The organism is Aeromonas sp. 62-46, from assembly GCF_001898585.1.
Taxonomy (GTDB): domain Bacteria; phylum Pseudomonadota; class Gammaproteobacteria; order Enterobacterales; family Aeromonadaceae; genus Aeromonas; species Aeromonas caviae.
This window is the reverse complement of sequence record NZ_MKUI01000019.1, coordinates 1-18720: the sequence shown is the minus strand read 5'-3', so window position 1 is coordinate 18720 and position 18720 is coordinate 1. Positions and strand designations below refer to the sequence as shown.

General features: G+C 62.1%; 15 protein-coding genes, 1 rRNA gene and 1 pseudogene. 6 read left to right on the top strand and 11 right to left on the bottom strand.

What is annotated here, in order from left to right:
- Positions 1 to 2: 2 nt before the first annotated feature.
- Both BGO64_RS20855 and BGO64_RS06795 read left to right on the top strand, forming a co-directional pair.
- Positions 3 to 108 (top strand): annotated as a pseudogene (locus BGO64_RS20855) (ABC transporter permease); the annotation flags it as partial.
- 6 nt (positions 109 to 114) lie between these two features.
- Entirely contained in the window at positions 115 to 1080 is a 966-nt protein-coding gene (locus tag BGO64_RS06795) for an ABC transporter permease (protein WP_010672471.1), read from the top strand.
- Between the two features lie 169 nt (positions 1081 to 1249).
- Here the strand turns inward: BGO64_RS06795 and BGO64_RS06790 are convergent, their stop codons facing one another.
- Both BGO64_RS06790 and BGO64_RS06785 read right to left on the bottom strand, forming a co-directional pair.
- Positions 1250 to 1690, bottom strand: coding sequence for a TM2 domain-containing protein (locus tag BGO64_RS06790; protein ID WP_286700375.1), 441 nt, complete (start codon positions 1688 to 1690; stop codon positions 1250 to 1252).
- 166 nt (positions 1691 to 1856) lie between these two features.
- Positions 1857 to 2762: a LysR substrate-binding domain-containing protein gene (locus BGO64_RS06785; protein ID WP_039039541.1), complete on the bottom strand. Its 906-nt coding sequence runs from the start codon at positions 2760 to 2762 to the stop codon at positions 1857 to 1859.
- Between the two features lie 118 nt (positions 2763 to 2880).
- On the opposite strand from BGO64_RS06785, the gene BGO64_RS06780 reads away from it, so the two are divergent.
- From BGO64_RS06780 to BGO64_RS06770, 3 genes are all read left to right on the top strand, one after another.
- Entirely contained in the window at positions 2881 to 4008 is a 1128-nt protein-coding gene (locus BGO64_RS06780; RefSeq protein ID WP_041212135.1) for an S-(hydroxymethyl)glutathione dehydrogenase/class III alcohol dehydrogenase, read from the top strand.
- A gap of 48 nt (positions 4009 to 4056) precedes the next feature.
- Positions 4057 to 4905 (top strand): S-formylglutathione hydrolase, encoded by an 849-nt coding sequence (gene fghA, locus BGO64_RS06775; protein ID WP_201936085.1) that lies wholly within the window; start codon positions 4057 to 4059, stop codon positions 4903 to 4905.
- 63 nt (positions 4906 to 4968) lie between these two features.
- Positions 4969 to 5475, top strand: a complete 507-nt coding sequence (locus BGO64_RS06770) for a DinB family protein (protein ID WP_266110139.1) — start codon at positions 4969 to 4971, stop codon at positions 5473 to 5475.
- 72 nt (positions 5476 to 5547) lie between these two features.
- On the opposite strand, the gene BGO64_RS06765 is transcribed toward BGO64_RS06770, so the two are convergent.
- A complete protein-coding gene (locus BGO64_RS06765) occupies positions 5548 to 6270 on the bottom strand; it encodes a GIN domain-containing protein (RefSeq protein WP_042864626.1) in 723 nt (240 codons plus the stop codon).
- A 298-nt stretch (positions 6271 to 6568) separates the two neighbouring features.
- Between BGO64_RS06765 and ovoA the strand changes: the two genes are divergently transcribed.
- The gene (ovoA, locus tag BGO64_RS06760; RefSeq protein ID WP_286700374.1) at positions 6569 to 8716 is read left to right on the top strand and encodes a 5-histidylcysteine sulfoxide synthase; all 2148 of its coding nucleotides are present in this window, start codon (positions 6569 to 6571) and stop codon (positions 8714 to 8716) included.
- A gap of 57 nt (positions 8717 to 8773) precedes the next feature.
- On the opposite strand, the gene BGO64_RS06755 is transcribed toward ovoA, so the two are convergent.
- The 8 genes from BGO64_RS06755 to rrf all read right to left on the bottom strand — a co-directional run bounded on the left by BGO64_RS06755 (position 8774) and on the right by rrf (position 18673).
- Complete coding sequence (locus tag BGO64_RS06755; RefSeq protein ID WP_139737202.1) at positions 8774 to 9745, bottom strand: bile acid:sodium symporter family protein; 972 nt, start codon at positions 9743 to 9745, stop codon at positions 8774 to 8776.
- Positions 9746 to 10018: 273 nt separating this feature from the next.
- On the bottom strand, positions 10019 to 11464 hold the full coding sequence (locus BGO64_RS06750) for an amino acid permease (protein WP_268452156.1): 1446 nt from the start codon (positions 11462 to 11464) through the stop codon (positions 10019 to 10021).
- Between the two features lie 166 nt (positions 11465 to 11630).
- Positions 11631 to 11969, bottom strand: coding sequence for a tRNA-binding protein (locus tag BGO64_RS06745; protein ID WP_005342042.1), 339 nt, complete (start codon positions 11967 to 11969; stop codon positions 11631 to 11633).
- A gap of 62 nt (positions 11970 to 12031) precedes the next feature.
- Positions 12032 to 13477, bottom strand: coding sequence for an amino acid permease (locus BGO64_RS06740; RefSeq protein WP_286700373.1), 1446 nt, complete (start codon positions 13475 to 13477; stop codon positions 12032 to 12034).
- A 103-nt stretch (positions 13478 to 13580) separates the two neighbouring features.
- Positions 13581 to 14036: a beta-galactosidase subunit beta gene (locus tag BGO64_RS06735; RefSeq protein WP_043851543.1), complete on the bottom strand. Its 456-nt coding sequence runs from the start codon at positions 14034 to 14036 to the stop codon at positions 13581 to 13583.
- Complete coding sequence (gene ebgA, locus BGO64_RS06730) at positions 14033 to 17107, bottom strand: beta-galactosidase subunit alpha (protein WP_286700372.1); 3075 nt, start codon at positions 17105 to 17107, stop codon at positions 14033 to 14035. The genes BGO64_RS06735 and ebgA overlap by 4 nt, the downstream gene beginning before the upstream one ends.
- Before the next feature lie 315 nt (positions 17108 to 17422).
- The gene (gene ebgR / locus BGO64_RS06725) at positions 17423 to 18394 is read right to left on the bottom strand and encodes a transcriptional regulator EbgR (protein ID WP_161653447.1); all 972 of its coding nucleotides are present in this window, start codon (positions 18392 to 18394) and stop codon (positions 17423 to 17425) included.
- 164 nt (positions 18395 to 18558) lie between these two features.
- Positions 18559 to 18673, bottom strand: a 5S ribosomal RNA gene (gene rrf / locus BGO64_RS06720).
- Positions 18674 to 18720: the final 47 nt, after the last annotated feature.

Here is an 18720-nt window from a genome sequence, read left to right as displayed (position 1 = left end):
TCATGTTCGAAATGCTGATCCTGATGCTGGATGCCACCATCCGCACCGCACCGCCACTGATCCTGTCGGCCATGGATGACGGGGATGTTTTGCGAGCCGAAGGGAGTCCAAGCCATGTTTGAAATGCTGATCCTGATGCTGGACGCGACCATTCGTACCGCGCCTCCGCTCATCTTGGCGGCCATGGCCGGGATGTTCTGTGAACGCTCCGGGGTGGTCAACATCGCCCTGGAGGGCAAGCTGCTAGCCTCCGCCTTCGCCAGTGCGGCCGCCGCCGCCGTCACCGGTTCCGCCTGGATTGGGCTGGGGGTCGGGGTGGGGATCTCCATCCTGTTCGCCCTGCTACACGGCTTCGCCACCATCACCCACCGGGGTGATCAGGTGGTGAGCGGCATGGCCATCAACATCCTGGCGGCCGGTCTCACCGTGACCCTGGGGCGCTACTGGTTCGATCAGGGGGGCCAGACCCCGGCGCTCTCCGGCGCGGCGCGCTTCGCCCCCATCGACCTGCCCTATGCCAAGGAGCTCTATGACGTGCCCGTCATCGGCCAGCTCTACAGCGAGCTCTTGAGCGGTCACTCCCTGCTGGAGTACGTGGCCTTCGCCGCCGTGCCCCTGGCCTGGTGGGTGCTGTTCCGCACCCGCTTCGGCCTGCGGCTGCGGGCGGTGGGCGAAGCCCCGGCGGCGGTCGACACCGCCGGTATCTCTGTGGTGCGGATGCGCTATACCGCCCTCATCATCGGCGGCCTGCTGGCGGGGATCGGGGGCACCTATCTGGCGGTGGCCCAGACCGCCCAGTTCATCCCCAACATGAGCGCGGGCAAGGGCTTCATGGCGCTGGCGGCCCTGGTGTTCGGCAAGTGGCGCCCCTGGAACGCCATGGCTGCCTGTCTGCTGTTCGGCTTCCTCGACGCGGTCGCCATCCGGCTGCAAGGGGTCAGCATCGGCGATTTCCCGATCCCGGTGCAGGCCATCGAGGCGCTGCCCTACATCCTGACGGTCTTCCTGCTGGCCGGTTTCATCGGCAAGGCGGTGGCCCCCAAGGCCCTCGGCACCCCCTACGTCAAGGAGCGGGAATAGCCCCGCCCTTCATGCCATGCAAAAGGCCCGCACATGCGGGCCTTTTCTTTGAGATATCCAGGATGTTCTTGGCTGAATAGAAAAATTACCCGGCCTTGTCAAAGAACGGGTTATTCCTTCATCAGCACAACATATCAATAAACCTGTAATTAGCCGGGTGATTTATCGGCTAGAACCATACTTTCTTATTGATAATATAGGTCTGCTCAAATTCTTCATCTGACTTGGAGATATAAACAACAAATTCGATGAAGGCAATGATCCCGATAACAACCGACGGCAAACCAAGCAGAATGAAACCAAGCAGAAATATCAGCAGCATGATCACACCTTGTTTGGTGTAACCCAGGTAGAACTTGTGAGCACCGAAAGCGCCCAGGAAAAATGCAAACAGCGCAGCTGCGACCTTCTTGGAAGAACCAGCATTAGAGGCTATGGCATAGATGGCTTTTGCATGCTCGCCTTCAATAGAAAAATCAACTTTCAAGCCACTCTTCGGGAGCTGATTCCCTTTCCATTCAATAATGTCAAACTGATATCTATTACTATCATCCCCAGAAATCAAACCAGTACGAGCTGATTCATTAAAATCAATAAGCGTGCCTTTCATTATTATCTGTCCTTTAGCAATAAGAGGATAAAGACCCGGTATGAACAGGTCTATTGCGTTTGACAGGCTACAACAACAAAGGCTCATTTGAAACAAAAATTCATTTGTGAATACTTGTATTCTACCAACCCATTCAAGCCTCTTTCTTATACCTGTATCGCCCCCATCAACCGATGGGCCGAACCAGGGCGGGTTGGTGGGGATCGCTGAGGCGCTCGGCCAGATAGTCCACCAGCAGCCGCACCTTGGGGGAGAGGTGGCGGTTGTGGGGATAGAGGGCCCAGATCCCCTCCTCGGGGGCCCGCAGCTCCGGCAGCAGCTCGATGAGCTCCCCCCGGGCGAGGTGGTCGCTCACGTAGTAGTCCGGCAACTGGATGATGCCGATCCCCTTGATGGCCGCATCCAGCAGGGCGTGGCCGCTGTTGCACTGCAGCAGACCGCGTACCCGCACGCTGTGGGGTTTACCGTTCAGGGTGAAGTGCCACTCGTCCCCGTTGCCCACCAGGCAGGTGTGACGGGCCAGCTCCGAGAGACTGTTGGGCATGCCGTGGCGGGCGGTGTAGGCGGGGGAGGCGCATACATAGGGAACCCGCTGCGCCAGCTTGCGGGCAACCAGGGTCGAATCCTTGAGGTGGCCGAGGCGGATCGCCAGATCGAACCCCTCGTGCACCAGATCCAGCAACTGGTTGGTGAGGTTGAGGGTCACCTCCAGCTGGGGGAAGCGCACCATGAAGTCGTTCACCAGGGGGGCGATGCGGCTCTCGCCGTAGGAGACCGGGGCCGTGATGCGCAAGGAGCCCTGGGGCACCGCCTGATGGCGTCCCACCGCCAGCTCCGCCTCGTAGAGGTTGTCCAGCAACTGGCGGCAGTGACGAAAATAGATCTCCCCGAGTTCGGTGAGACGCACCTGACGGGTGGTGCGCAGCAGCAGCTTGGCCTGCAGCCTGTCTTCGAGCTGCGCCACCTGGCGGCTCACCTGGGCCACCGACACCCCGAGCTTGCGCGCGGCCGGGGTAAAGCCCCCCTGCTCCGCCACGCTGACAAATTCACAGACCCCTTCCCAGCCGAACATTATTACCTGTGTGTAAAAGTGATTTGATACTTAGCGTTATTATCACCAAATCGGCGGGAAACTACACTGGATCTCCGAACTCATTTCCGTTCATCCAACCACTACGAGGACGTCATTCATGGCACAGGTTCAGAGCATCAAGTGTAAAGCCGCCATCGCCTGGGGACCGGGTCAGCCCCTCTCCATCGAAGAGGTCGAGGTCATGCCGCCCCAGGCCGGCGAGGTGCGGGTGCGGATCGTCGCGACCGGCGTCTGCCACACCGATGCCTTCACCCTCTCCGGTGAAGATCCGGAAGGGGTCTTCCCCTGCATTCTGGGCCATGAAGGGGGCGGTATCGTCGAGTCCGTCGGCGAGGGCGTCACCAGCGTCAAGGTCGGCGATCACGTGATCCCGCTCTACACCCCCGAGTGCGGCGAGTGCAAGTTCTGCAAATCCGGCAAGACCAACCTGTGCCAGAAGATCCGCGCCACCCAGGGCAAGGGGCTGATGCCGGACGGCACCACCCGCTTCTCCAAGGACGGCCAGCCCATCTACCACTACATGGGCACCTCCACCTTCAGCGAATACACGGTACTGCCCGAAATCTCCATCGCCAAGGTGGATCCGGCCGCCCCGCTGGAAGAGGTCTGCCTGCTGGGCTGCGGCGTCACCACCGGCATCGGCGCCGTGATGAACACCGCCAAGGTGAAAGAGGGTGAGAGCGTCGCCATCTTCGGGCTGGGGGGCATCGGCCTCTCCGCCATCATAGGCGCGCGCCTCGCCAAGGCCGGCCGCATCATCGCCATCGACATCAACGAGAGCAAATTCGAGCTGGCCCGCAAGCTGGGCGCCACCGACTGCATCAACCCGAACGACTTCGACAAGCCCATTCAGGAGGTGATCGTCGAGATGACCGACGGCGGCGTCGACTTCTCCTTCGAGTGCATCGGCAACGTCAAGGTGATGCGCGCGGCGCTGGAGTGCTGCCACAAGGGCTGGGGCGAATCCGTCATCATCGGCGTGGCCGGTGCGGGCCAGGAGATCAGCACCCGTCCGTTCCAGCTGGTCACCGGCCGGGTGTGGCGCGGCAGCGCCTTCGGGGGCGTGCGCGGTCGCAGCGAGCTGCCGAGCTACGTACAGCGCTACATGCAGGGTGAGTTCAAGCTGGACGACTTCATCACCCACACCATGCCCCTTGAGCAGATCAACGAGGCGTTCGATCTGATGCACGAAGGCAAGAGCATCCGCACCGTCATCCACTACTGATCCCATGAGCGCCCCGCCCATCGCATGGGCGGGGCAAGGAGTCCTTACATGAATCTGGACATCATCAGCAGCAACAAGAGCTTCGGCGGCTGGCACAAGCAGTATCGCCACCGCTCCAATGTGCTGGGGTGCGAGATGCGCTTCGCCATCTACCTGCCGCCCCAGGCCCTCACCGGCCAGAAAGTCCCGGTGCTCTACTGGCTCTCCGGTCTCACCTGCACCGACGAGAACTTCATGCAAAAAGCCGGGGCCCAGCGCATCGCCGCCGAGCTCGGCATCGCTCTGGTGGCGCCGGACACCAGCCCCCGCGGTGAAGGGGTGGCGGACGATCCCGGCTATGACCTCGGCATGGGGGCGGGTTTCTACGTCAACGCCACCCAGACCCCCTGGCGGGATCACTACCAGATGTACGATTACGTCACCCGGGAGCTGCCCGAGCTCATCGAGACCCACTTCCCGGTCTCGACGAAGCGCGCCATCAGCGGCCACTCCATGGGAGGCCACGGCGCCCTCATCGCCGCCCTGCGCGAGCCGGGTCGCTACCGCTCGGTGTCGGCCTTCAGCCCCATCAGCCACCCGAGCCGCTGCCCCTGGGGCCAGAAGGCCCTCGGCGCCTACCTCGGCAACAACCCCCTGCTGTGGCAGGAGTGGGATGCCTGCCAACTGCTGCGCCACCACGACAGCCCGCCCCTGCCGACCCTGGTGGACGTGGGGCTGGACGACCCCTTCCTGGCGGAGCAGCTCGGCATCGACACCTTGGCCGAAGTGGCCGCCACCCGGGCGTGGCCCCTGACGCTCAACCGCCATGCCGGCTACGACCACAGCTATTACTTCGTGGCGAGCTTCATCGAGGCGCACCTGCGCTTTCACGCCAACCACCTGGGCAAACCGGCCTGAGGCTGACCCGCTCGTGGCCGCCCCGTCAGCGGGCGGCCATTCACCCGTAAACAGGAGACAAGGATGCCTCTCTTCACCACATTGCTGACCATGCCGGACCAGTTCGAGCGACTGCTGGCACAGGTCCCCACCGGCCATCTGGACTGGGAACCCGCCAACTGGGCCGGGATCCCCTCCGAGCGTTTCAGTGCCAGGGGGCACCTCTGCCACCTGCTGGACATCGAGGTGCTGGGCTATCAGGTGCGGTTTCGTCGCACCCTGGCGGAGAGCCTGCCGGAGCTCGCCTCCCTCGATGGTTATCAGCTGGCGCTGGACCATGATTACCCCCGACAGGATACCGCCACGCAGCTCGACCGCTTTCGCACCGCCCGCCTGCAGACCGTCGAATGGCTGAAGACGGTGCCGTCCGACGCCTGGCAGCGCCGCGCCCGCTATGGCGGCTATGGGGAGGTGACCCTGGACGGTCTGGTGCGCCTGCTCGTCAGCCATGACCACCAGCACCTCGCCGGCATGCAGTGGCTGCTGATGCGCCTGAACGCCGATCTGGGCCTCGCACTCCCCCTCGAGTGAGGTGTCGTCCCACGATGTCGCATCATGCAAAAAAGGCCCCGAGGGGCCTTTTTCATTGTTGCGATGATGGGATCAGCTCCCCAACCGGCTCACCTGACCCGAACCCGCGATCTCGCTGGTCAGCGCTGGGCTGCCCCAGTAGTTGACCGCACCGGCACCGGCGATCTCTATCTTGAGCCGCGACCGGGCCCGCACCTCGACCTCGCCACTGCCGGCGATGCTCACCTCGACCTCCTCGCTGGCGAGCCCGGCCCCCTTGACGCCACCGGCGCCGGCGATGTTCAGCGCCATCACCCGGGCGGAGCCCTGCCCCAGATCCAGGTTGCCCAGCCCGGCGATGTTGCCTTCCAGCCGATCCAGCGTCAGCCCGCTGGCGACGATGTCCCCCGTGCCCGCCAGGGAGAGCACCAGATCATCCCCCTTGAAGTCGCGCAAGGCGCCGTTGCCAACCCCCGCCAGTGCCAACTCGTGCAGCGTCGGCAGGGTGATGGTGATCTCCAGCGGCTGGGTGGGGTCGAGCCGGTAGCCATCCTTGACCTCGATCTCCAGCTTCTCCCCCTGCTCGGTGAGTACCAGATAGGGCAGCAGGTTGGCCTCCCCCTTGACCCTGAGGGTGTGGCTCTCTCCCGCCACCAGGTACAGGTTGGCGGGCACGCCCGCCAGCACCCGGGTCACCTCATGCCCAAGGGGATGCTGCTGCTCCACCACGGCCCCCTCCCCGCGCACCTTGACGTCATCCTGCCAGCTGCATCCGGTCAGTCCCAGGGCCAGCACCACTCCCAGCATCCATTTCATCCCGCTACTCCTCGTTTCCTCTTTGCCACACGGCGCGGCAGGTGAGTAGCAATCAGCAAACCCTGTGCCATATGGCTAACATCATGATTTATCTATCCATTTCAATATTTCGAGGCTCGATGGGCCCACAGCAAAGAGTCATTCAGACCACAATCTGGTCAATCTGACCACACCCGAAGGGGGGCGTTGACCCATTTTTTTGGTTGCCGCCCCGGTTCGTTGAGCCAATAGTGATACCTGGTGCGTATAGAGCACTCCATCGCTGCTTCACCCGCCAGAATCAACAAGGAGTCAGAGCGTGACCCAAGCCAGCTACTCATTCGTCCATCCGGGCCTGCCTGCCCCCACCCGCACCCCGCTGCTGACCGGCGACGATCCCGACCACAAGCGCCGCGAGCTGCTCGCCTACTTCTGCCAGACCTTCGATCTCTACGACTCGCTGTTCGACTGCCTGGCCGACGAGCGGGCCTGGTTCAACAAGGCGATCCCCCTGCGCCACCCGCTCATCTTCTACTACGGCCACACCGCCGCCTTCTTCGTCAACAAGCTGCTGGCGGCCCGTCTCATCGAGGGTCGCATCGACCCCCGCATCGAGGCCCTGGTCGCCATCGGGGTGGACGAGATGAGCTGGGACGATCTGGACGAAACCCACTACGACTGGCCCGCCGTCAGCGAGCTGCGCGACTACCGCGGCCGGGTGCGCGCCCTGGTGTGTGATTTCATCGAGCGGATGCCGATCGAGCTGCCCATCCATTGGCAGAGCCCGGCCTGGGTCATCCTAATGGGGATAGAGCACGAGCGCATCCACCTCGAGACCTCCAGCGTGCTGATCCGCCAGCTGCCCCTGGCCTGGGTGCGCAGCCAGCCCCAGTGGCCGGTCTGCCCCGAGGCGCGCCACGATCTCGCCGCCGTCCCCGTCAACACCCTGCTGCCGGTGGCCGGCGGCCAGGTGCGACTCGGCAAGCAGGATGCCACCTACGGCTGGGACAACGAATACGGCGAGCGCCACATCGAGCTGGCCCCCTTCCAGGCCAGCCGCATGCTGGTGAGCAACGCCGAGTACCTGGCCTTCGTGCAGGCGGGCGGATATGAAGCGCCCGCCTGGTGGGACGACGAGGGCCGGGGCTGGCGCCAGTATGCCAACGCCCGCATGCCTACCTTCTGGGTCGGCGATCCCAATGAACCCGAGCAGTTGCAACTGCGGCTGATGACCGAGCAGGTCCCCATGCCCTGGGACTGGCCGGTGGAGGTGAACCAGCTGGAGGCCGCCGCCTTCTGCCGCTGGAAGGCGGATCAGACCGGCCTGCCCGTCCAGTTGCCAAGCGAGGGGGAGTGGATGCTGCTGCGGGAACAACTGGCCGGCGATCAGCCGGACTGGATGGAGGCCCCCGGCAACATCAACCTGGCCCGCTTCGCGTCGTCCTGTCCGGTGGATGCCTGCCCGCAGGGCAGCTTCTTCGATCTGGTGGGCAACGTCTGGCAGTGGACCAGCACCGCCATCGACGGCTTCGAGGGGTTCAAGGTGCATCCCCTCTACGACGACTTCTCCACCCCCACCTTCGACGGCAAGCACACCCTGATCAAGGGCGGGAGCTGGATCAGCACCGGCAACGAGGCGCTCAAATCCTCCCGCTACGCCTTCCGTCGCCACTTCTTCCAGCACGCGGGCTTCCGCTACCTGGTCTCGCGCCATCAGGAGCCCGTCATCGTGAACCCTTATGAAACCGACACGCTCGTCGCCCAGTATCTCGACTTCCAGTACGGCCCGAGCCACTTCGGGGTCGCCAACTACGCCGAGGCTCTGGCCGGTCTTGCCAGCGAGCTCTGCGGCCGCCATGAGCGGGCGCTGGATATCGGCTGCGCCACCGGCCGCGCCAGCTTCGAACTGGCTCGCCGCTTCGCCCACGTGGACGGGGTGGACTACTCGGCCCGCTTCATCGACGTGGCCCTGACCCTGGCAAGACAGGACAGCTTCCGCTATGCGGTGCCGGTGGAAGGGGATCTGGTGGAATATTGCGAGGCGCGCCTCTCCAGACATGATCTCGGCCGCGAGCAGGCCGAGCGCGTTCACTTCAGCCAGGGGGATGCCTGCAACCTCAAGCCCAAGTACGGCGACTACGACCTGGTGCTCGCCTCCAACCTGATCGACCGGCTGCGGGAGCCCGCCCGCTTCCTGCGGGACATTGCTCCGCGCCTTCGCAGCGGCGGCCTGCTGGTGCTCACCAGCCCCTACACCTGGCTGACCGACTACACCCCCAAGGCCAACTGGCTCGGCGGCATCCGGGAAAATGGCGAGGCCCTCGGCACCTATCAGGCGCTGCAACGGCTGCTGGCGGAGGAGTTCGAGGAACACATGCCCCCGAGGGACGTCCCCTTCGTCATCCGCGAGACCGCCCGCAAGTACCAGCACACGGTGGCCCAGCTCACCGTCTGGCGCAAACGCTGACGACGCGGCAAACGAAAGAGGGAGGCCCATGGCCTCCCTCTTCTTTATCCGGACCGCTTACCCCTCCTGTACCTGGGGCAGGGCCTCCTGCTCGTGGTAGCGGCGGGCCAGCACGGCGCACACCATCAGCTGGATCTGGTGGAAGATCATCAGGGGCAGCACCATGACCCCGACGCTGGCGGCGGGGAACATGACGTTGGCCATGGGCACCCCGTTGGCCAGGCTCTTCTTGGAGCCGCAGAAGACGATGGTGATCTCGTCCGCCCTGTTGAAACCGAGGCGACGGCTGATCCAGACGTTCCACCCCAGCACCAGGGCCAGCAGCACGCAACTCAGCAGCACGATGCTGGCGAGATCGTACCAGCCGACCTGGTGCCAGATCCCCTGCACCACCGCCTCGCTGAAGGCCACATAGACCACCAGCAGGATGGAGCTCTGATCCAGCTTGCCGATGAGCGGCCGGTGGCTGTCGACCCAGCCACCGATGAGGGGGCGTGACAGGTGGCCCACCACGAAGGGCAGCATCAGCTGCACCATGATGGCCTGAATGGAGTGCCAGGTATCGACCCCCTCCCCCTGCACATTGATCATCAGCCCCACCAGCACCGGCGAGAGGAAGATGCCGAGGATGCTGGAAGCCGAGGCGCTGCACACCGCCGCCGACACATTGCCCCCCGCCATGGAGGTGAAGGCGATGGCCGACTGCACGGTGGCGGGCAGGGCACAGAGGTAGAGGAAACCGAGGTAGATGGCCGGGCTCAGCCACTGGGGCACCAGCGGCGTGAGCAGCAGCCCCAGCAGCGGGAAGAGCAGGAAGGTGCTGGCCATCACCACCAGGTGCAGCCGCCAGTGGCCGAGGCCCGCCAGCAGGTTCTGGCGCGACAGCTTGGCGCCATGCATGAAGAACAAGAGCGCCACCGCCAGCTTGGTCAGCAGACCGAACCAGACGGCTACCTGCCCCTCGCAGGGGAAGAAGGAGGCCAGGGCCACCACGGCAATCAGCACAGAGGTAAAAGGATCCAGACGCACGGGGAGTCTCCAGAGAAAGCGCGTCCCGCACGGGATGGGGACGACATGGCACGGGGAAGGCGTCATCAGACTGCGACCCCGGATACGAAGGGACAAGCTTACCCCGAACACCCTGTGGTGCAAAGTTGAGCGGCAGCTTCATTTGTTTCATTTTGTTAAACGATAACGCACATTCTCACAGCAAAACTAAACGATTTTGCCCCTCCGGCCCCGGATCCGGCCAATAAAAAACGGGCGACCCTGGTCGCCCGTCTCCTGTTTGCCACATGCCGGTCAGCGCTGGCTGGCCAGGGTGTCGCTGCCCGCTTTCTTCTCGTTGCCACCTGACTTGCGGGCCTGCCGCTTCTCGAAGCGGGAGATCCACCAGTAGGCCAGCGCCGAGAAGACCGCGGTCATGAAGACGTTGATGAAGAAGGCGCGCACCAGATCCACCCCGGCCGGGAAGGCGGAGGCGCTCATGCTCACCACGAAGATGGCGATCAGCACCGACACCACCCCCATCCCGAAGGTGCGCGATCCCATGCGAAACTCGCGCGGGGTGTCGTCATGTTTCCAGCGGAACACGAAGTAGGCCACCATGATGAAGATCGGCGGCAACATGGCGGTGCCGGCGGTGAGGTTGATGGCGGTGTTCATCATCTGCTGCACCGACTCGGAGCCGAAGCCGTTGACCACCAGCATCGCGAACACGAAGGCAAACTGCCACCAGGCTGCGCGTACCGGCACGCCGTGCTCGTTGAGCTGGGTGGTCTTCTCGCCGTAAACCCCCTGCGGGATCTCGGAGAAGTGGATCTTCACCGGCGCCGAGGTCCACATCATCATGGAGCCGAACATGGCGATGAACAGCACCACGCCGACGAAGCGGCCCACCAGCGCCTCGGAGAGACCGAAATACTGCGCCATGCCGGTGAAGATCTCCACCATACCGCCGGCATAGGTGAGGCTCTCGCGCGGCACGAACACGTTCACCAGCAGGGAACCGACCGCATACATGGCACCGATGACGATACCCGCGCTGATGATCACCTTGATGAAGGACTTCTGACCGCCCTTCACGTCATTGAGGTAGGCCGCTGCCGTCTCGGCACCGCCCGCCGCCTGGAAGATCCAGCACATGATGCCCAGCGTCGCCCAGTTGACGGTGGGAGTCATCGCCTCCAGGGTGATGGGCTGGGCCGGCACATGATCCCCACTCAGAGCCATCAGGGCCCCCAGCACATAGATGGCGAACAGGGCAAATACCCCGTAGGCCACGATCTCGGCAATCTTGCCGAGCCAGCTCGCCCCCTTGGTGGAGATGTGGGTCGCCGCCGCAAACAGCACGATGGAGATGATCGAGGTGACCATGGGCGAGAAGCTGTACTCATAGCCCAGCATGGCGTAGGAGGCGTAGGCGATGACGTTGGGCAGCAGGGAGACGAACCAGAACAGATTCACGAACCAGTAGAGAAACGAGCCCAGATAGGCCATCCGGGTGCCGAGCGGCTTTTTCAGCCAGTCATACATCCCCGACTCGGAGTTTTTGTTGGCCGAGACGAACTCAGCGATGATGAAAACAAACGGGATGAAGTAGACGATGGTCGCCAGCAGGAAGATGGGGGCGGAGCTGAGCCCCAGCTCGATGTTGTTGTTGACGATGTTGCGCACGTTGAACACGGCGGCAAAGGTCATCGACAACAGGGCAAACTTGCCTATGGTGCCGCGTACGGATTCAGACATGGTGTCCTCCAGTGGACTCGCGCTCCCTGCGGGTAACGCTGTGACTCTGCGATGTGTTCGGCAAGGGTCTGTCGACCCTGCCCTTTACTCTCTTGTTATGATCGGGCCGCGTGGACGGCCTTCTTGGTGAACCGGTGCAATCTCCCGCACCGGCTCGCAATACCATTCAGACGATCGGAGTGCCCGGCGCCATCGGCACCCGCGGTTGCAACAGCACGCTCTGGCTCTCGTCCGGGGTCTCGGCGCACAGCAACATGCACTCGGATCGCTCACCGCGCATTTTGGTGGGCTTGAGGTTGGTCAGTACCACCACCTCGCTGCCCATCAGCTCCTCTTCGCTGTAGTAAGGCACCAGACTGGTGACGGTCTGCAGCGGCCGCTCGCCACCCACGTCGATCTGGACGATGTAGAGTTTGTCGGCCCCGGGGTGGCGCACCACCTCCAGCACCTTGCCCACCTTCATCTCGACCCGTTTGAATTCGGCAAACTCGATCGTCTCGCTCATGCACTTTTCCTTTTCTGGTTCAACGGTTTGCGGGTGGCCAACGGCCACCCGGTTTGATGGGGTCATGACGGCTGGATGACGACCTGCGCTGTCGGCTGGGCCTCTTTGGCACGCGCTTCGGCGCTGAGGGAGGCCTCGTATCGGTTGTATTTCCACCAGGCGAAGCCGAGGAAGATCACGATCCCGCCGACGTTGTAGAAGATGATGGTCATGATGTCGGCACCGGTCGGGAAGGTGGAGGCGAGGAAGCCCACCGAGAAGAGGGCGATCAGCACCGAGACCACGGCGATGCCGGTGGTGCGCGAACCCATCCTGAACTCCCGCGGCAGGTGATCGAGCTTCAGACGCAGATTGAGGTAGGCCAGCATGATGAACAGCGGCGGCAGCATGGAAGCGGCGGCGGTCATGTTGATGACGGTGTTCATCAGATCCTGCGCTGTGTTGGAGCCCAGAGTCGGGATCACCATCAGCGGCAGCACGATGAGGTACTGGATCCAGGCTGCCCGGGCGGGCACGCCGTTCTCGTTCAGCTCGACGGTTTTCTTGCCGAAGATGCCGGCCGGGATCTCGGAGAAGAAGATCTTCACCGGGGTCGCCGTCCACATCAGCAGGGAGCCGAACATGGCGGTGAAGGAGACCAGACCCACGAAGCGGTTCATCAGGATCTCCGGCAGGCCGAAGTAGGCCGCCAGCCCTTCAAACACCTGCACCGAGCCGCCGGTATATTTCAGGGTGTCGCTGTGGACGAATACGTTGATCAACAGCGATGCGATGGAGTAGAGCACCCCGATAAAGATCCCGGCGATGATGATCACCTTGACGAAGGACTTGGAGCCGCCCTTCACGTCATTGACGTAGACCGCCACCGACTCGGCGCCACCGGCTGCCATAAAGATCCAGGTGGTGATGCCGAGGAAGGCCCAGCTGAAATCGGGGACCATGGCCTCTACCGTGATGGGGTCAGCCGGTTGCACGCCGCCCACCAGTGCCGCACCTGCCAGCAGGATGTAGGAGAGGGTCAGCAGCAGCATCAGGGACGAGGTCACCGAGGTGATGGGACCCAGCATCTTGGCACCGTTGGTGGAAACGTAAGTGGCAAAGGCGAACAGCACCATGCTCAAGGCCGTGGTCGCCACCGGGGTGAGAATGTACTCGTAGCCGAGGAAGGCATAGGAGGCGTAGGCGATGACCCGCGGCAGCAAGGAGGTGAAGAAGAACAGGTTCACGAACCAGTAGGTGTAGACGGAGATAAAGGCCCAGCGCCCACCGAGGGAACTCTTCACCCAGGCATACACCCCCGCTTCGGAGTTTTTGTTCAGTGACACAAATTCCGCAATGATCAGGCAAAACGGAATGAAGTAAAAAATGGTGGCCAGAAAGAACATCGGGGCCGAGGCCAGACCGATTTCGATGTTGTTGTTGATGACATTGTTGAAGCTGAATACCGCCGCGAAGGTGAGCGACAGCAGACCAAACTTGCCTATCGTATTGCGTTTGGAATCAGACATGGTGCATCTCCAGACCTGTAATTATTGCCGCGAAAGGGCGGGGCATGATTTGTAGGGTGAGCCCCGCCCTTCCGGCTTTTGTCAGTGCAGAACCGGCGGCTTGTTATTTGTTTTTGAAGTAGCCGCCTTCGACGGTGACCTTGATGATCACCTTGCGCACCGGCCCGTCGCCGACGAATCGGTAGGCCTCGTCGTTCTCGAAGATCACTACCTGCCCATTACCCACCTGCTGGCGCTCACGCACCTCGCCAGCCAGCCACTCGCGGTCTGTGGTGTCGTCATAGGCCTGCTCGACCGCCAGCTCGCTCTTGGCTGCCCACTCCACCGTCTCTTCCCCTTCCAGGTAGTAATGGACGTCGAAGTAGCGGCGCTGCCCCTCGAACAGGGAGGTGGCCGGGCTGGCCCCCTCCTGCAAGCGATAGGTGAGGGAGTCACCGATGGAGTGGCAGATGCCGGGTTTGAGGTTCGGCAGGTTGTTGATGGCCTCCACGCAGCGGCCCCACTTTTTGCCCTCCCGGTAGATGTTTTTGAACAGGGTCAGGTTGTCCAGGGTGATCATGCGAGGTTCCTCCCGCCGTTGATGGTGAGATCGAGCCCGGCCAGCGCAGCCGGATTGAGGTTGCCGCGGGCGATGGGCAGCAGGGTCAGGCCGAAGCTGAACGGCTCGAAGCGCACCCGCCAGGAGTCCAGCACCTCGGAGCCCCAGGAGTTGGAACCCAGCCCCAGCACCTTGTGATCCAGATTGAGGGTGAGATAACCGCAGGGCTCCAGCTCGTTGATGTGCTGCGCCGCGTGGATATGCTCCCAGCTGTAGGGCCAGACGCTCAGGTTGATGGGGGCATCGGGTCGCACGTAGAGACCGGCGCCGTGACGGTTGGTCAGGGTCGCCCAGCGCACCTGCTGGCGGTTGCCGTTGTCCTGCGGGAAGGGGTAGTGCTCCCACATCTCGCTGACTGTGCTCTGGAAGCTGTCGATCCAGTTGCTCTGGCGGCTGTCCTGATAGTTCTCGCCCGGCCCCATGCCGTAGTAGTGCAACCGGTCGAGATCCTGACGAATGCCCAGCTCGAAGCCGATCTTGGGGATGATGTCGTCATAACCGCCGTAGGGCTGGCCGGACAGTGCCACGTGCAACTGGCCGTTCGGGCTCAGGGTGTAGACGTAGCGGCAGCGCATGCCGAAGTCGAACACCGGCGGCGCGATCAGACTCTCAACCGTCACCTCGACCGCCTCGCCCAGCTGACGCCAGCTCAGGGTGCGGAAGTGCTCCTGCATGATCTGCAGGTGGTTCGGGTGCCACAGGCTCTCGTACTCCTGCTTGTGGTTGTCGATCATCGGCTTGAAGAAGGTGAGGCGTGGGGCTCGCTCGATGAGTTCGATACCATCCTGCTGCCAGCTCACCAGCTTGCCGTCGAGGCGCGAGAAGCGCAGGGCAAAGCCGCTGCCGCTCAAGGTCAGCGCGAGGCGCTCATCGGCAATCTGCAACGGAGTGGCGTTGGGGTTGGCAAAGGGCTGCAGCTGGCGAGTCGACTCTTTCAGCTGGAACTGGTACTGGCCCAGCTCGTGCTCCGCCGCGCTGTAGCGGGTCGCACTGGCCTTGATGACCCGCAGCTGGACGAAGGTTTCCCGCCCATCGAGGGATGGCAGTTCGAGCTGCAACTCGGTGGTGGCACCGGGGGCCACCCCTTCCAGCCGGATTTGCTGGCTGGCCAGCAGCTCGCCCTCAGCCTTCACTTCGACCAGCAGGCGGATATCGTCGAGAGTGGAGAACCAGTAGCGGTTTTCCACCGCCAGCTTGCCGCTCGCCAAATCCAGCGCCCGCACCTTGACCGGGCAGATCACCTGCTTGTACTCGCGCAGGCCAGGCCCCGGGGTCTGATCCGGGTAGATGAGGCCATCCATGCAGAAGTTGTAGTTGTTGGGGTAGTCGCCGTAGTCGCCGCCGTACTTGTAGACCGGGCGGCCCTGCTCGTCCTGATCCAGAATGCCGTGATCGCACCACTCCCAGATGTAGTGGCCCTGAATGTGAGGATGGCGGTCGAACACCTGCTGATATTCGCTCAGGCCACCCGGGCCGTTGCCCATGGCGTGGGCGTATTCGCAGAGGATCCGTGGCTTCTCCATCGGGAACTCGCCGAAGCAGTTCATCTGGGAGACGCGGGAATACATGGTGCTCACCACATCCACCACCTCGGCGTCTCGATCTTCTTCGTAGTGCACCAGCCGGGTCGGGTCGATCCCCTTGCAGCGCTGGTACATGGCTCTGATGTTGCAGCCGTAGCCGGACTCGTTGCCCAGCGACCAGATGATGATGGAGGGGTGGTTCTTCTGGGCGTGCACATGGCGCTCGATGCGATCCACGAACACCGGCTCCCAGAAGGGATCGTCGGTGATGCGGCTGAGATCGCCGACGTTGGCAAAACCGTGGGTCTCCACGTCGGTCTCCGCCATCACGAACAGACCGTACTGGTCGCACAGCTCGTAGAAACGCGGGTCGTTCGGGTAGTGGGCGGTGCGCACCGAGTTGAGGTTGTGCTGCTTCATCAGCACGATATCGCGCTCAACACGGTCCATGCCGACCGCACGGCTCTTGAGGTGGTCGTTGTCGTGACGGTTCACCCCGTGCAGCTTGAGGTAGTGGCCGTTGACGTAGAAGAGACCATCTTTGACCTTGATTTCACGCACCCCGACTCGCTGCGGGATCACTTCCAGCAGCTCGCCCTGACCGTTGTAGAGGGAGAGTTGCAGCTGATAGAGGTAAGGATCTTCGGCGCTCCACAGATGGGGGTTGGCCAGATCCAGCGTGAAGCGGCAATCACACTTGCCATCGATGGCGAGTTGGTCGAGCGAGTCGCTGGCGATCTCGCTGCCCTGATCCAGCAGGGACCAGACCAGACGGTGATCTCGGGCCGACTCCCCCAGGTTTTCGAGCTGGATATCGCAGCTCAGGGTGGCGCTCTGGTTGTCATCGGCCAGCGCGGTCTGAATGAAGAAGTCCTGCACATGGGCGGCAGGTTTGCCCACCAGGTAGACATCGCGGAAGATCCCCGCCATCCACCACATGTCCTGATCTTCGATGTAGGTGGAGTCCGCCCACTGCATCACCCGCACCGACAGCAGGTTCTCGCCAACCTTGGTGTAGGCGCTGATATCAAACTCGGCGGTGAGTCGGCTCCCCTTGCTGCAGCCGACGTAGTGGCCGTTCACATAGACCTCGAAGTAGGTCTCCACCCCGTCAAACTTGATGATCACCTGCTCGCCGTCCCAGGCCGGGCTCAGCGTGAAGCTGCGCTGATAGGCGCCGGTGGGGTTGTTGGTCGGCACGAAGGGCACGTCGATGGGGAAGGGAAAACCCTCGTCGGTGTACTGCAGATTGCCATGCCCTTCCATCTGCCACATGTTGGGCACGGTGATCTGGCCCCACTCGCTCATGGGGCTGTGATAGAAGGCCTCCGGCACCTGCAGGGGATGGTCGAAGTAGTGGAACTGCCACTGGCCGCTCAGGCTCAGAAAACGGCGGCTCAGCTCGCGCTGCATGGTGGCCGCCAGCCCGTGGTCGGCATAAGAGAAGAAGTAGGCGCGCGGAGCCAGCCTGTTTTCACCAACGAATTGGACGTTTTCCCAGTTATTCACATGTCCTCCCGGAACAAGGCAACGTTAACTGGGTAAACTCTAGATAAACATTTACTAAATATTAGTTCTGGATAGGTAAAGTTTTAACCTGATCACAATGAACAGATGGTTTTGTGAGCGAGATCAGAAGCGGGAGATAAAGGAGAGCAAGATATGAATGAGTGGCATGGATGTTGATAGCAGTAGGCTGAACTGTAATTAAATCAATTATAAAACAATATGATATGAGTTTGCTGGAAGAGATGGGAAAGAGATTTGCTTGGGAGATGTGTTGCGCCACCGCAAGATGGCGCGACTAAAAACATAGGTGTTTTACTAAAGTTGCCGTGTAGTGCCGCGCAGAGTCAATTTGCTCGGTACCAGCACCCGCAGCGGGATATCCCGCTCGTCACGCAGCCGTTCAACCAGCAGGTTGACCCCCTGGGAGCCCATCAACTCGGAGTGGATCCGCACCGTGGAGAGCGGCGGGAAGGTGAACTTGGCGGTCGGAATATCGTTGACGCTGATAAGCTCGATCTGCTGGGGAATCGCCAGTCCCTTCTCATGGATGGCACGCAGCACACCGATGGCGATGGAGTCGGAGGCGACAAACAGTGCCCTGGGCCAATCTCCCGCCAGCATCTCCTTCGCCAACTGGTAGCCGGAAGCGCTGGAGAAATCCCCGCGATAGAGGTCGCTCTCCTGCACCACCCCAAGCCGCTGGCCATAATCGCGAAAGGCGAGTTCCCGCAGATCCGGGCCATCATCCTGGCCACCGATATAGCCGATGCGCTGATGGCCCTCGGCGATGAAGAAGTCCACTACCTGCTGGCTGATGAGTGCCAGATCCACATCAATCGAGTCAAAATCGCCCTGAGAGCGGCAATCCACGAACACCAGCTGGGCAGACAGGCCGCGCAGCACGGCCAGCCGTTCTTCCGGCAGATGGCCGATGACCAGGATGCCATCGACGGCAGAGAGCTCACGCCCCTCGGCACCGTTGTAGCAGTGGGTCAACTCGATGTTGAGGCGGGTGCACTGGGTCTCGATGCCATAGCGGATGGCGAGGTAATAGGGATCGTTGACCTCGGTGCTCTGGGGATAGGCGTAGACAGCCAGGAGCTGCAGCTTGCTCTTGTGCACCCCTTTGCGGGCGCTGCTGGTCTTGTACTCCAGCCGCTCGGCAATCTCGAAGATCTTCTGCCTGGTCTCGTCCTTGACGCTCAGGCTGGGATCCTCGTTCAGCACACGGGATACGGTAGCAAGCGATACCCCCGCCTCCTGTGCAATTTCCTTCAACGTAGCCATCAATACCTCGCAGGCAGCATCACGTGTTCATCGGGCAACGGCTAAAGAGTAACGAGCAATCCCTTGATAGCCCAGCATTTTTACTGAAATAGAAGCAGGGAATTGAGGCGGGAGGACAGAAATGCAAAAAGGCCTCCCGTATGGGAGGCCTCTTCTGAATAGGTGCCTGACAGTGTCCTACTCTCGCATGGCGAATGCCACACTACCATCGGCGCTACCGCGTTTCACTTCTGAGTTCGGCATGGGATCAGGTGGTTCCACGGCGCTATTGCCGTCAGGCAAAAGCTTGTACTGCTTGAAAATGGTGCTGATACCCAGAATCGAAC

Excerpts from the sequence above, each read along its gene's own strand:
- ebgR (WP_161653447.1), bottom strand. The coding sequence starts at position 18,394 with ATGGCTACGTTGAAGGAAATTGCACAGGAGGCGGGGGTATCGCTTGCT.
- BGO64_RS06765 (WP_042864626.1), bottom strand. The coding sequence starts at position 6,270 with ATGAAATGGATGCTGGGAGTGGTGCTGGCCCTGGGACTGACCGGATGC.
- BGO64_RS06785 (WP_039039541.1), bottom strand. The coding sequence starts at position 2,762 with ATGTTCGGCTGGGAAGGGGTCTGTGAATTTGTCAGCGTGGCGGAGCAG.
- BGO64_RS06790 (WP_286700375.1), bottom strand. The coding sequence starts at position 1,690 with ATGAAAGGCACGCTTATTGATTTTAATGAATCAGCTCGTACTGGTTTG.
- BGO64_RS06750 (WP_268452156.1), bottom strand. The coding sequence starts at position 11,464 with ATGTCTGAATCCGTACGCGGCACCATAGGCAAGTTTGCCCTGTTGTCG.
- BGO64_RS06745 (WP_005342042.1), bottom strand. The coding sequence starts at position 11,969 with ATGAGCGAGACGATCGAGTTTGCCGAATTCAAACGGGTCGAGATGAAG.
- BGO64_RS06740 (WP_286700373.1), bottom strand. The coding sequence starts at position 13,477 with ATGTCTGATTCCAAACGCAATACGATAGGCAAGTTTGGTCTGCTGTCG.
- BGO64_RS06735 (WP_043851543.1), bottom strand. The coding sequence starts at position 14,036 with ATGATCACCCTGGACAACCTGACCCTGTTCAAAAACATCTACCGGGAG.
- BGO64_RS06770 (WP_266110139.1), top strand. The coding sequence starts at position 4,969 with ATGCCTCTCTTCACCACATTGCTGACCATGCCGGACCAGTTCGAGCGA.
- BGO64_RS06780 (WP_041212135.1), top strand. The coding sequence starts at position 2,881 with ATGGCACAGGTTCAGAGCATCAAGTGTAAAGCCGCCATCGCCTGGGGA.
- fghA (WP_201936085.1), top strand. The coding sequence starts at position 4,057 with ATGAATCTGGACATCATCAGCAGCAACAAGAGCTTCGGCGGCTGGCAC.
- BGO64_RS06795 (WP_010672471.1), top strand. The coding sequence starts at position 115 with ATGTTTGAAATGCTGATCCTGATGCTGGACGCGACCATTCGTACCGCG.